This window comes from Curvibacter gracilis ATCC BAA-807 (assembly GCF_000518645.1).
GTDB classification, from domain to species: domain Bacteria; phylum Pseudomonadota; class Gammaproteobacteria; order Burkholderiales; family Burkholderiaceae_C; genus Curvibacter; species Curvibacter gracilis.
On the sequence record NZ_JADZ01000010.1, the window covers coordinates 254,228 to 267,003 of the forward strand.

Annotated in this window: 13 protein-coding genes and 1 pseudogene; 9 read left to right on the top strand and 5 right to left on the bottom strand. The window is 66.4% G+C overall.

Features of this window, described 5'->3' with window-relative positions:
- Positions 1-60 precede the first annotated feature (60 nt).
- Positions 61-1,188, bottom strand: coding sequence for a site-specific integrase (locus L880_RS31965; protein WP_051443166.1), 1,128 nt, complete (start codon positions 1,186-1,188; stop codon positions 61-63).
- A 114-nt stretch (positions 1,189-1,302) separates the two neighbouring features.
- On the opposite strand from L880_RS31965, the gene L880_RS0107935 reads away from it, so the two are divergent.
- From L880_RS0107935 to L880_RS0107970, 8 genes are all read left to right on the top strand, one after another.
- Entirely contained in the window at positions 1,303-2,322 is a 1,020-nt protein-coding gene (locus L880_RS0107935; RefSeq protein ID WP_027475221.1) for a DNA-binding protein, read from the top strand.
- A gap of 87 nt (positions 2,323-2,409) precedes the next feature.
- Positions 2,410-3,774: a type II toxin-antitoxin system HipA family toxin YjjJ gene (gene yjjJ, locus L880_RS0107940; protein ID WP_043328845.1), complete on the top strand. Its 1,365-nt coding sequence runs from the start codon at positions 2,410-2,412 to the stop codon at positions 3,772-3,774.
- Between the two features lie 99 nt (positions 3,775-3,873).
- Complete coding sequence (locus L880_RS0107945) at positions 3,874-4,782, top strand: helix-turn-helix domain-containing protein (protein ID WP_027475223.1); 909 nt, start codon at positions 3,874-3,876, stop codon at positions 4,780-4,782.
- A 218-nt stretch (positions 4,783-5,000) separates the two neighbouring features.
- Positions 5,001-6,005 carry a Bug family tripartite tricarboxylate transporter substrate binding protein gene (locus tag L880_RS0107950; protein ID WP_027475224.1) on the top strand — a complete coding sequence of 335 codons (1,005 nt, stop codon included), beginning with the start codon at positions 5,001-5,003 and terminating at the stop codon, positions 6,003-6,005.
- A 4-nt stretch (positions 6,006-6,009) separates the two neighbouring features.
- Positions 6,010-6,849: an SDR family NAD(P)-dependent oxidoreductase gene (locus L880_RS0107955; protein ID WP_084461129.1), complete on the top strand. Its 840-nt coding sequence runs from the start codon at positions 6,010-6,012 to the stop codon at positions 6,847-6,849.
- Between the two features lie 42 nt (positions 6,850-6,891).
- Positions 6,892-7,917 carry a fumarylacetoacetate hydrolase family protein gene (locus tag L880_RS0107960; RefSeq protein WP_027475226.1) on the top strand — a complete coding sequence of 342 codons (1,026 nt, stop codon included), beginning with the start codon at positions 6,892-6,894 and terminating at the stop codon, positions 7,915-7,917.
- A gap of 381 nt (positions 7,918-8,298) precedes the next feature.
- Positions 8,299-8,601 (top strand): helix-turn-helix domain-containing protein, encoded by a 303-nt coding sequence (locus tag L880_RS0107965; RefSeq protein ID WP_027475227.1) that lies wholly within the window; start codon positions 8,299-8,301, stop codon positions 8,599-8,601.
- 10 nt (positions 8,602-8,611) lie between these two features.
- Positions 8,612-9,970 (top strand): HipA domain-containing protein, encoded by a 1,359-nt coding sequence (locus tag L880_RS0107970; protein ID WP_027475228.1) that lies wholly within the window; start codon positions 8,612-8,614, stop codon positions 9,968-9,970.
- A gap of 256 nt (positions 9,971-10,226) precedes the next feature.
- Here the strand turns inward: L880_RS0107970 and L880_RS0107975 are convergent, their stop codons facing one another.
- On the bottom strand, positions 10,227-10,643 hold the full coding sequence (locus tag L880_RS0107975; RefSeq protein ID WP_027475229.1) for an ABC transporter permease subunit: 417 nt from the start codon (positions 10,641-10,643) through the stop codon (positions 10,227-10,229).
- On the opposite strand from L880_RS0107975, the pseudogene L880_RS36310 reads away from it, so the two are divergent.
- Positions 10,555-10,860: pseudogene (locus tag L880_RS36310) on the top strand (hypothetical protein); the annotation flags it as partial. The gene L880_RS0107975 and the pseudogene L880_RS36310 sit on opposite strands and share 89 nt — an antisense overlap.
- On the opposite strand, the gene L880_RS31970 reads toward L880_RS36310, so the two are convergent.
- The 3 genes from L880_RS31970 to L880_RS0107990 form a co-directional block, all read right to left on the bottom strand.
- Positions 10,806-11,201 carry a M48 metallopeptidase family protein gene (locus tag L880_RS31970; RefSeq protein WP_051443156.1) on the bottom strand — a complete coding sequence of 132 codons (396 nt, stop codon included), beginning with the start codon at positions 11,199-11,201 and terminating at the stop codon, positions 10,806-10,808. The pseudogene L880_RS36310 and the gene L880_RS31970 sit on opposite strands and share 55 nt — an antisense overlap.
- 68 nt (positions 11,202-11,269) lie before the next feature.
- A complete protein-coding gene (locus tag L880_RS0107985) occupies positions 11,270-12,022 on the bottom strand; it encodes an ATPase (RefSeq protein ID WP_043328849.1) in 753 nt (250 codons plus the stop codon).
- Positions 12,019-12,267, bottom strand: a complete 249-nt coding sequence (locus tag L880_RS0107990) for a hypothetical protein (RefSeq protein WP_027475231.1) — start codon at positions 12,265-12,267, stop codon at positions 12,019-12,021. The genes L880_RS0107985 and L880_RS0107990 overlap by 4 nt, the downstream gene beginning before the upstream one ends.
- Positions 12,268-12,776: the final 509 nt, after the last annotated feature.

Sequence of the window (12,776 nt, forward strand, 5' to 3'; positions counted from 1 at the left end):
GCCAGTGGCTGACACTGACCGGCTCATCGGGACTTGACCTTCCGGATGGGACAGCTCGTCCTATTCAGAAGGGGCACCGGCCGGTGTGGGCCCCGTGTTGGCGTGGTGCGGGGCAGGACCCGCCGGCTCACGGATCAGGTTGGCCGCCGCCTGGGCCTGGGCGCCCACATGCCGGGTGTAGCCCATGACGGTGGCCACGCTGCGGTGACTGGTCATGGCCATGGTCTGCGCCAGCGGGATGCCCTGGGCGCCGGCCTCGGTCACAAAGCCTGAGCGCAGCGAGTGGGCTGAAAAGTCGCCCTCGATGCCCGCCAGCAGGCAGCGCGCCTTCACGATGTCGCGCACGGCGGCCGGTGACAGGGCAGGGCCCAGGTGCCCGCCCTTGAGCACCCGGCGGAAGATCGGCCCCTCGCTGATGCCCGCCTGAGCCAGCCAGGTCTCCAGGGCCTGCGCCGCCACGCCCTGGATGGGCTTGTAGTTTTCGGGCCGGTCCACGCCGGATTGGTTCGATTTGGAGTGCGCGAGCTTGTAGACGAAATTCTGCGGGCCCGCGCGTTTCAAGAACTTGATGTCTGCCCCGGCCACCTCGGAGCGGCGCCGCCCGCCGCTGGCCCAGGCGAACAGCAGCAGTGCACGGTCGCGGCAACCCTTGAGCGAATCGTCACAGGTGTCCAGCAGGGCCTGCAGCGGGTCTTTGGTCAGCGCATCCTTCTTGTTGGGCAGTTCGCCCCGTTTGGCAAAAGCACGCCGGGTGCGCGACAGCAGTTGCCGCACCTGCGGGTCTTCACACGGGTTGCTGGCCCCGGCCAGTTGATGGGTTTTGGACAGCACGGCCGAGCGGTGCACGATCCAGTTCAGTGACATGGGGCCCGGGCGGGCCTTGAAGCCGGCCGCCACCAGCTCGGCATCCAGGCTCTCGGGCAGTTCGTGGGCCAGGCCATCGGCCGTGGTGCGCTGGGCATGGTCGACGATGAACTGCAACACCGCGCTCGGCGGCACCGGCAACTCGATCTTCTGACCATAGCGCACCAAAAACCACGCCGCCCAATAGCGCAGCGCCGACCGGTAGCTGCGCAAGGTGTTTTCAGAGTCACCTTCGTGGATCAGCTCATCCACGGCTTTTTGGCTGTGGGCGCTCAATTCACTGGGTTTGAGGGCACCAGAGGCCTGTCGGAGCGTGAGGTTCATGCGCATCCCATCTATTTTAAATCACACGTACACAGTATGATTACACACTTCATACTGCATTAAACCACGATAAACATCATTTATCGATGGTTACTTTAACACCGGAACCTGCCCATGCAAACCCGTTCTTCCCGTGGCGTTCAACAGCACCAGGTCGATGTCGCGGCCGACGAATTGCTGGCCCAGGGCCAGCGGCCCACCATCGAAAAAGTACGGCTGCACCTGGGCCACGGCTCGCCCAACACGATCGCGCCCATGCTGGAGATCTGGTTTGCCGGCCTGGGCAAACGGGTGCGCGGCCTGGCCGGGTCCCAAGGCTGGGGCGACCAGTTGCCCGATTGGCTGCTGCAGGCCGCCGAAACCCTGTGGACCAAGGCCCAGGCCGAAGCCTCGTCGCTGGCAGACACAGCTTTGCAGGCCGAACGTGAGACCTTGAAACAACGCGAAGCCGACATGGCTGAGCAGGCCCAGGCCCTGGCCCAGCGCGAGGCCGTGATGCAAGCCCGCCTGCAGGCCCAAGACCAGGCCCTGAGCGAGGCCCGCAGCCAGAACACCGCCTTGCTCCAAAGGCTTGAACAGGCCGAGCTGGAGGCCCAGGGCCAGCACCAGCACTTGCTGGGCCTGCAAGAAGACCTGCGCCTGCTGCGCGAGCGCCGCCACGCCGACGAAGACCGCCATCAGGCTGAACTCAAAACCCTGAACGACGACCGCCGCAAAACCGAGGAACGCGCCGACAGCGCCGCCGCCCGCGCCGCCCTGGAGATCGACCGCGCCCGCCAGGAGGCCAAGGCCGAACGCGCCACCCGCCAACGCCTCGAAAAACTGCTGGAAGAGCAACGCGAAGCCCACCAGGCCGCCCTGGCCCAGGCCCAGCAGCAGGCCGTGGAGCTGCAGCAGGGCCTAGGTGTGGCCAACGCCCAGCTGAAACTGGCGCAGGACCTGCTGGCCCAGCAACAGACCGAGCTGCAACAGCTGCGCGAGCAATGGGCCGCCGCCTCACTCAAGACGGCCACGGCCAGCGCAAAGGCGCCCAGCAGCGCAGCCAACCCGGCCCCCAAAGAAGCCAAGCGCCCCACCCTGCGTTCGGCGGCACGCCCGGGCGGCGGTGGGGTGCGCGTGCGCCGTCGCCCGTGATGGGGTTGCCAAGCACATCAGTATTTATTCATAAATCTATTCAAGCGTATATTCACTTATCCATTCAAATCCGTTAGTCTTCACCGGGTGAACACCACCACCGCCACCACGGCCCCCTTGATCGACCAGGCCCGCCAGCGCCTGCTGCGCGGCGCGCAGACAGCCCGGTCGTTGATGCAGGCCCTGCAGACCAGCCAGCCCACGGTGTCGCGCACACTGAAGTCATTGGGCGACGAGGTGGTGCAGATCGGGGCGGCCCGATCTATTCAATATGTGCTGCGCGATGCCTCAAGGGCCACACTGCAGGCACCGGTGTACTGCGTGAGCGATGCCGGCCAGGTTCAAGCGCAGGGCCTGTTGATACCCGTGCACGCCAACGCCTACGTGATGCAGCCCCCAGAAGCGCCGGCCATCTTCAGCGACGGCCTGCCCTGGTGGGTGTACGACATGCGCCCCCAAGGCTACCTGGGCCGCGCCTACAACCAGCGCCACGGTGCCCGCCTGGGCCTGCCCGAGCGCCTGAGCGACTGGGCCGACACCGACGTGCTCCGGGCCCTGCTGCTGCAAGGCAGTGACCTGCCAGGCAACCTGATGCTGGGCAGCGAGGCGCTGCAGCAATTCATCAATGCGCCCACCCCGCAGGCGATTGGCCTGGCCGACAAGCCCCGGCGCTACGCCGAACTGGCGGCCGCCGCCGCCCAGGGCGAGCTGCCCGGCTCATCGGCGGCAGGCGAGCAACCCAAATTCACGGCCTATGCGGAGATGGCCAACCCCGCCGGGGCTGCGCACGTCATCGTCAAGTTCAGTGCCCCGGTGCCGGGCGCCGTCAGCCAGCGCTGGCGCGACCTGCTGTGGGCCGAGCACCTGGCGCTGCAGGTGCTGCGCGAACACGGCGTGCCCGCCGCAGCCTCCACGGTGATCGACCACGGCGGCCAGCGCTTTCTGGAGGTGCAGCGCTTTGACCGGGTCGGCGCCCGGGGCCGACATGCCCTGTTCTCGCTGGCCGCCCTGGACGCCGAATTTGCCGGCCGACCCGGCCGCTGGCCCGACATGGCCCGCGCCCTGGCGCGCGAACGGGTGATCGCCGCCGCAGCGGTGCAGGGCGCTGACCTGCTCTGGGCCTTCGGCACCCTGATCGGCAACACCGACATGCACGCCGGCAACCTGTCGTTCATGTCCGACACAGGCCGCCCCTACACCCTGGCCCCGGCCTATGACATGACCCCCATGGCCTTTGCCCCCGGCACCGGGGGCGATCTGCCGCAACGCCCTCTGGTCCTGCACATCGCCGACCAGGTGAGCGCCCAGGCCTGGCAGCAGGCCCTGCCCCTGGCCGAAGCCTTTGTACTGCGCCTGACCCAAGCGCCCTTGACCGCCTCGTTTGCCCCCTGCCTGGCGGCCCTGCAGGCCCATGTGGCCCAGGCCCGCACACGCATCGCGCACCTGGCCTGAACCCAGGCCGCCAGGCGTTGCGCCATGCCCTGCGAGCGGGCGGGCCTTCAGCAACTCGCCAATAATGCAAGCTCAAAGAAAAACGCGCCGAGACAAAGCATGCCCCTCCTGCACACGTTCGACAAACGCCGCTGGTCCCAGGCCCAGCAGACCTACCTGGACGAGCCCCTGGCGGCGGTGCCCGATGAGCAGATCCGCCAATCCAGCCGAGGCCGGCCCTGGCACGGGCTGTCGGTGTGGCACCAGGTGGCCGACGCCTCAGACCTGTACATCCCCCCGGCTGGCAAGCACTGCATCATCGTGCGCAACGGCCCGCCCACACGACTGCTGCAGCAGCACGGCACGCTGAACTGCGACGCCGAATGGCGCACGGGCGAGGTGCTGGTGCTGCCCGCCAACACCCCCAGCTACTGGCAATCCGAGCTGCCGCGCGACAACCTGCACCTGGACCTGTCGCCCCAGTGGCTGGAGCGCGTTCACGGCGCCCCCCTGGGGCCCGACGCGCTGCGCAGCTGCTTTGGCGTGCAAGACCGCCTGCTGGCCGACATCACCCGCACCCTGATCACCTCGCTGGCCGACAACTCCTCGCTGCAGCCCCGCTTTGCCGATGGCATGGCCATGAGTGTGGCCGTGCACCTGCTGGAGCACTACCGGGCCCCCGGCAGCCAGGCCCCGCGCCCCAGCGGGCTCAGCCGGCGCCAGTTGCAGACCGTGGCCGAACTGGTGAACGCGCATCTGCACCGCGCCGTGACCCTGCAAGAGATGGCCGAGGCCTGCCAGCTCAGCCCCTACCACTTCAGCCGCAGCTTCAAGTTCAGCACCGGCCTGACACCGCACCGCTACGTGCTGCAATGCAAGATGGAACGCGCCCTGGAGCGCCTGCGCCACAGCCGCAAACCCATTGCCGACATCGCGACCGAGCTGGGCTTTGCCACCGCCTCGCATTTCAGCAAACGCTTCTTGAACCACTGGGGCCAGACCCCGAGCGCCCTGCGCAGGGCGCACTGAACACGGCCCCCTGAACAGGGACTCTGAGCAGCAGATCTGAGCGGAGGCGCTGAGCCGCCCCTCCCCAGCCCGCCACACCGCAAGAAAGCGACAGCGCCCGCAATTTCACGCCATCCCCCGGCAGCACACTGCGCATCAAACCACGCCCGGCCAGGCCCACGGCCCCGGCCCGGGCGGCCTACCGCAGCACGCACCGCAGCCAACCCATGGGGACAACCGTGAACAGCAAACGCCACTTTCTTCTCTCTGCCATCGCCAGCGCCCTGGCCCCCAGCGCCTGGTCACAGGCCAGCAACACCGCCGCCACCGCATCCAGCAGCGCCTGGCTGCCCAGCCGCGCCGTCACCTGGGTGGTGCCCTACCCGGCCGGCGGCTTTGGCGACGCCCTGTCGCGCGTGCTGGCACAGCAGCTCACGCTGAGCCTCAAACAACCCGTGATCGTCGAAAACAAGCCCGGTGCGGGCGGGCAGATCGCGGCCGCCTACGTCAAGCAATTGCCGGCCGACGGCCACACCCTGTTCTATGGCGACATCGGCCCCTTTGCCATGAACGCGGCCCTTTACCCGCGCCTGAACTACGACGTTCAGAAAGACTTCACCCCGCTGACCCGCCTGCTCACCTCGGCCCTGGTGCTGGTCGTGCCGGCCAACAGCCCGATCAAATCGCTGGCCGAGCTGCAACAGGCGGCCAAGACCGACAAGCCCCTGCATTACGGCTCATTCGGCATCGGCAGCCAGCCCCACATCTGGATGGAGATGTACCGCCGCGAAACCGGCGGCAACCTGGAGCACGTGGCCTACAAGGGCGCCGCCCCGGCCCTGCAAGATTTGATGGGCGGCCACATCGACCTGATGCTGGACGTGGCCGCCAACAGCCTGCCCTATGTGCGCGAGGGCAAGCTGCGCGCCCTGGCCGTGGTGGGCAGCGACAAGCGCCTGCGCCAGCTGCCCCAGGTGCCCACCCTGGCCGAACTGGGCCTGGGCAAGCTCAATGCGCCGGGCTGGACGGGCGTGGTCGTGCGCCAGGGCACCCCACCCGCCGTGGTGGCGCAATTGCATGCCGCTGTGGTCAAGGCCGTGCAGTCGCCCGAGGTGATGGAACGCTTTGGCGATTTCGCCGTCACCCCGGCCCCCCAGAGCCCCGCCGAGTTCAGCCGCTTCATCCAGTCAGAAACCGAGCGCTGGGGCCAGGTCATCAAGGCCGTGGGCGTGACGCTGGATTGAGCCCATGCCTCAGGCCGCCCTCTCCACCCCCCACCCGAGCGCCCACCCCGGCACCCAACCTGCCACCCAGTTCAACGATTTGTTTGACCTCAGCGGCCGCACCGTGCTGATCACCGGCGCCACCGGCGGGCTGGGCCAGGCCCTGACCTGGGCCATGGCCCGCCAGCGCGCCCAGGTGCTGGTCAGCGACCGCGACGCCGAGGCCTGTGACGAACTCTGCCGCGCCCTGGCGGCCGCTGGCCACAGCGCGGCCGCCCTGCCCTGCGACCTGTCAGACCCCGCCCAGGTGCAAGCCCTGATCGAGGCCGCGCCAGGCCCCTTCGGCCCGCCCCAGGTGCTGGTCGCCAACGCCGGGATGCAGGGGCCAGCCGGCCCGCTGCACCAGGTCAGCGATGCCGACTGGGCCCAGGTCATGGCCCTCAACCTGAAAAGCGTGCACCAGCTGTGCGCCGGCCTGCTGCCCGGCATGGCCGCCAGCGGCCAGGGCAGCATCGTGCTGATGGCCAGCATCGCCGGCCTTCGCGGCAACGCCCAGATCGGCCTGTATGGGCTCAGCAAGGCCGCACTGGCCCAACTGGCCCGCAACCTGGCCGTCGAATGGGGGCCACGCGGCGTGCGGGTGAACGCCATCTCGCCCGGCCTGATCCGCACCCCGCTGGCCGCCGGTCTGCTAGCCAACGACGACTTCATGCGCCGGCGCCTGGCCCAGACGCCCTTGCGCCGCGTCGGCGAACCCCATGAGGTGGCCGGCCTCGCCGTGCTGCTGGCCAGCGCCGCGGGCGCCTTCATCACCGGGCAGAACCTGGTCGTCGATGGCGGCACCACCATCTCCGACGGCAACTGAAGCCGTCACCCCACAGATCAAACACACAGCCTGGAGCAACCGATGAAATTCGCCACCCTCGCCCACCCCGACGCCCGCCAGAATACCCACCTCGACGGCCGCCTGGTCCTGGTCTCGCGCGATCTGCAACACGGCGCCGACGCCAGCGACATCGCCCCCACCCTGCTGCACGCCGTGCAACACTGGGCCGCCGTGGCCCCGGCCCTGCAACAACGCTACGACGCGCTCAACGCGGGCCAATGCCCCGGCGCCTTCGGCCTGGCCGGCGCCGCCTTCCTGGCCCCGCTGCCACGCAGCCCTCAGTGGTGCGATGCCTCGGCCTTTCTGAACCACGGCCGCCTCATGGAGCGCGCCTTCAACACCCCGCCCATCCCCGATTTCGACACCATCCCCGTGATGTACCAGGGCGCCAGTGACGATTTTCTCGGCCCGCAGGCCGACGTGCCCCTGCCCAGCGAGGCCGATGGCATCGACTTTGAAGGCGAGTTTGGCGTGGTACTCGACGACGTGCCCATGGCCACCCCACCCGAACAGGCCCTGGCGCACGTGCGCCTGCTGGTGCAGATCAACGACTGGAGCCTGCGCGCCCTGGGCCCGCGTGAAATGCGCAGCGGCTTCGGCTTTCTGCAGGCCAAGCCCTCCAGCAGCTTCGCCCCCTTGGCCATCACCCCCGACGAACTGGGCGAACACTGGCGCGACGGCCGCGTGCAGCTGCCCCTGCAGGTGCACTGGAACGGCCAATGGTTTGGCCACCCCCACGGCGGCGAGATGAACTTCGGCTTTCACCAACTGATCGCCCACGCCGCCCGCACCCGCCGCCTGAGCGCCGGCACCATCATCGGCTCGGGCACCGTCTCCAACAGCGCACGCGAGGCCGGCTCCAGCTGCATCGCCGAACGCCGCGTGATCGAGGTGCTGGACCACGGCGCCCCCCGCACCCCCTTCATGCAGTTTGGCGACCGCGTGCGCATGGAAGCCCGCTGGCCTGGGCCAGAGGGTGAGGGGCAGGCTGGGCCGTTTGGGGTGATTGAGCAGCGGGTGGTGGGGTACAAGGCGGGGGGCGGCTGACTGGCGCCCCATCCAGGTGGTGCGCGGAGCCTACGCGATGCCGCAACCCGGCGAGCCAGACCGAATCGGATGTCTGCGCGCTGCCGTGAACGCGGCTTGCACCGCCCCAGCCAGCGCCGGACGTCGAGCGCCCCTTCGGGTCTGGGTTGGTCGCTCATCTGGTCAGCGTCCCAGGGCGCAGCACGAGTTCGGGTGAGCGCCCGCACCTCAGTCAAAATTTCGGAAAATCAGAAATAAAATCCCACCATTCATCCCGCCCGTAACCATTTCTGATTTTCCGAAATTTTAGTGAGTATGCCCCTGGAATCGTCTATTATTTCGGAATAACCGAAACCTTTGGTTCGAAGCGTGTTCTGCAAGCTCTGCAACCGAAACTCCGAAATGACCGACGCCGCCAGCCAACAACCCACCCTCCTTCAGTCAGCCACTGACCTGGGCCCGGTCGTGCGCACGCGTCGCAAGTCGCAATCGCTGCGCATCGATGATGCCGCCGCACTGCTGGGCGTGTCTGTCGACCTCATGTCGCGCCTTGAGAACGGCCAGGGATCGGTGCGGCTGGACAAAGCGCTGGCGGTGCTGGATGGCCTGGGCCTGACGCTCATGGTGCTTCCCAAGCAACACCCGTGGGCACGCGAGGCTGCGGCGACTGGCACCTCAAAGCCCACCGACAAAAAGAAGGCGTGAGGCGGCTGGCATGACGCACACACTGCAGGTCTGGGCCGAGGATGCGAAGGTCGCCGCCATCGAACACGAGGGACGCGATGACCGCTGGCATCTGCGCTACACCGAACCCTGGGCCGCAGATGCCCAGTCCTACCCACTGTCACCGGCCCTGCCTTTGGTTCGGCCGGATGCTGACTACGCTTCTCCTTCCATCAAGCGCTTCATCGAACACTTGCTGCCCGAAGGGCGTGCCCTGGATGTGGCGGTGGCGTACAACGGCCTGGCCAAGACCAACGTCTTCGGCCTGATTTGGGCCCTTGGCTCCGAGACGACAGGCGCCCTTCGATTCACCGGCGATGCCGCAGCCGCGCATCCTGCAGGTGAGCCCACGCAGCGAGAAATCCCCCTTCAGGAGCTCGACCAGCGCATCGCTGAGCGCGAGCACGTGCCCCTGACCGTGTGGGATGGCAAGGTGCGCATGTCGGTGGCCGGCCTGCAAGACAAGCTGCTGGTTTACCTCGACCGGCCCCTGCTCGACGGCGGGCGGCTATTCCTCGTGGACGGGCAGCGCCTGGCATCCACCCACATCCTCAAGCCCGACACCGCCAACCCCCAGACGCCGCACTTGGCGGTCAACGAGCACTTCTGCATGTCGCTGGCCAGCCGCATGGGCCTGCCCGCCGCGGAGGTGGACCTGTTGCGCACCCCCCGGCCGGTTCTGGTGGTGCGGCGCTTCGACCGCGAAGTCGAGAACACCGGCGGCAAGCCGCGGGTTCACCGCCGTCACATCATTGACACCTGCCAAGCCTGTGACCTGCCAGTGGCTTACAAGTACGAACGCAATCTGGGCGGTGCTGAGGCCGTGCGCCACATCCGCGACGGTGTGAGCTTCGAGCGCCTGTTCGGCTGCGCCGACCTGACCGCCAACAAGGCCCTGGCACGGCTGGCCATGCTGCGCTGGGCGCTCTTCCAGTTTTTGATTGGCAACAGCGACGCACACGGCAAGAACTTTTCTTTCTTCGTCCGCCCCGGGGGGCTGCTGGAGCCCACTCCCTGGTATGACTTGGTGAGCGTCCTGCAGTACGACGGCTTCGACACCGAGCTGGCCATGGCCTACGGCGACGTGTTCAGCCACAACGAGGTCTCGGCCTTTGCTCTGGCGGACTTCGCCGCACGCTGCGGTGTCGATCGACAGTTGATGCGCCGCGAGGGCCAGCGTCTGGCCAAGCTGGCCGCAGCGCAAGCCGAGGCGCAGGCCAAGGCCCCCGCATACGAGGGCGAGGCCGAGCGAGGCTTTGTGCAGCGCATTGCCGATTTCGTGGCCCGCCAAGCAGACAGGCTGACGCATCTGGTGGCCGACGCGGCGCGCTGGAAGGACGAGGACCTCTGAGCGTTTGTTGAAAGCAGCCGGCACGGGGCCCCAGAGCTGCGCCTGCCAGGTCGACTGGCCAGCCAAGGCCCAGGCCTTGGCAATGAGCCGTGTCATGCGCTCATTCGTATACGACCGTCGGCATGGCTCCAACGCTTCGGGCATGCGTCCCAAAAAAAGGCGGGACTGCCTCAGCACGCACGCTGCGGCTTGGTGCTTCCCGCTGGGCCTGCGTGATGAGGCACAGGTCCCTTCAAGCCAATGCCCTCACGCCCACTCACCCCGCCCCCACATCCCGCGCCAACCGCCGCGCCAGGGCCGACAGCGGGCAGCACAGCAGCAGATAGAGCACCGCCACCGCGCCATACACCTCCAAGTCATGGGCGCGCCAGCCGGTGTCGGCCAGCACGGCCTTCGCTGCGTGCAGCACGTCGAACAGGCCGATGACCATGACCAGCGAGGTGTCCTTCACCGCGCCCACAAACACGCCCAGGGCGGCCGGCGCCGCCAGGCGGCGGGCCTGGGGCCAGACGATGCTGGCAAAGGCCTGGCGCGGGCGCAGGCCCAAGGCCAGGGCCGTCTGCCACTGGCTGGCCGGCAGGGCCAGTGCGGCCTGCAGGCGCTGGGGCGCCGGCACCATCATCGGCTCGGGCACCGTCTCCAACAGCGCACGCGAGGCCGGCTCCAGCTGCATCGCCGAACGCCGCGTGATCGAGGTGCTGGACCACGGCGCCCCCCGCACCCCCTTCATGCAGTTTGGCGACCGCGTGCGCATGGAAGCCCGCTGGCCTGGGCCAGAGGGTGAGGGGCAGGCTGGGCCGTTTGGGGTGATTGAGCAGCGGGTGGTGGGGGTAGCTCAATCATCCCAGTCCTCATGTCGGACTGGCAGGTTATTCAACTCATCCCGGTAGTGCTGCCACTTGGGCATGAACAGATTCATCACCGACACAAACCGGGCGTTGTGGCTGGGCTCGATCAGGTGCGCAAGTTCATGCACCACGATGTACTCCAGGCACTCCGGTGGTTTCTTGGCCAGATCGGTGTTCAGGCGGATGGCGCGGCTGTGCTCCAACTCGCCCTTGGGTGGCCGCACTGGCTCGCACAGCAAGAACATGGCTTCCAGGGCAATGTCCGGCCGATCCCGGTCCAGTCTCAGCCGATCTTTCAGCATCACTTCGGGGTCAGCGCCACCCGCGCTGTGGTCAATTTCCGAGGTGTACGCCGCAATGGCGTTTTCCACCTTCTTAAACAAGTCCTTGTCATCGACGATGACGGATACGAGTCACAGTTCTTCTATTGCAAAGCTGTTTTGTGCGGTGTTCATGGCGCCGAATCTTCCGGTTCAAACTTGTCCCACAGCGCCGTTTTGAACCACGCAGGCATCTCGTCTGCCTTCATTTCAATTTCTACTCCGTCCGTCACCCCTGCGATCCACACGCGCTCTGATCCCGAGTTGTCGAAGATGTATGCCCGGTCGGCATAGGCAACCGCCTGCGGCAACAACTCCAGCGAACGCACGTAGCGGCTGCGAATCTTGTCTTCTGCTACCGGGTGCCCACCCGTCTCTACGCGGTATTGCACACGGGCCACATTGATTTCAGCGTCTTCTGTCGCCACAAAGTACAGGTAGGTGCGATAACCCGCCTGCTGGGCTTTGTGCAAAAACTCCACCTTGTCGGGTGACGACATGACGGTTTCAAACGTGAAAGAGACCTGCGCAGCCAGCAGCTTGTGGCGGATGAAGTCAGCCAGAACCGAAGCCCAGTACGAATTGACGACGACTGCGCCAAAACCCACCTTGCCATCCACCACCGTCAACTGCTGCGCTTGTGGCAGCAGCCCCGCCTTTGCCAACAAGGTGGACGCCTGGAGGAATGCTTGAAGCTCTGCCGCACCGGCCAAAACCTCAAAGTCGGCCAAGTTCAAGTACCCATCAGAGCGGATGGCTTTTTCGATCTCATCCGCGTTGACATACACACCCAGCCACTGCGGCGGCAGCATGTCTTTGATGGTGCTTTTGCCCGAGCCATTGGGTCCCGCGAACATGCGCAGGCGCGGAACGGGCGCCGTCATGCCTGGCGTGCCCGAACCCGTTTGGTGCCCATCGTCACCGCAACGGGCTTGGCAATGGAGCGAATCACTCGCACCGTGCCCTCTGCAGTCGTTTCAATCAACTGGCCGTTACGCGCCTCAATCACCTTTCCGCTGATGGTCAGCGCTTGCAAGTAGGCCCGCTTGACGGCACTGCCGGCCAACTCGGGAATGCGGGCTTCCATGCGTTGCATGGATTCTTCGCTCATCGAAGAAGGGGTCTTCATGGGGTGCTCCTTGGTGGGTAAGACTTATACCAGCCAGAATCAGCACATGCACTGCAACGGATGGCGCTACACCGAATTTCTGTGGTCAAAACGGCCTCTGGCGCTTATCTATCAGGCGCAAGCAGCTACGAAATTCATAGTAAACGAATCCGGCCAGTCAGCAACTCCTGCATCAAGCCCTGCTTGATCCGGCGGGCCTCGGCCGTCCATGCCACCGCGCAGTTCGTCACACGATGACCAGAGAGAAGAGTAAAGCTCGGATTTCTTAATTGCCATGAGGCGTCGCAGATTTTTTTACGTCACCGGCGATTGTGGACGACGGCGGCAGTGGTTGAGACTGACACGCGGCAAGTTCGTCCAGATCGGAGAAATGCTCAAAATTCAAGCAAGAAAGTTCCAAAACAAACCGCGAGGGACGCAGGTTGAGACGTTATCGAATAGATGTGCGTCGACCTCGCCGTGTCGGTCTTGTGCGCCGGGAATCGATATGGGTATGTGCTGCTCAAGGC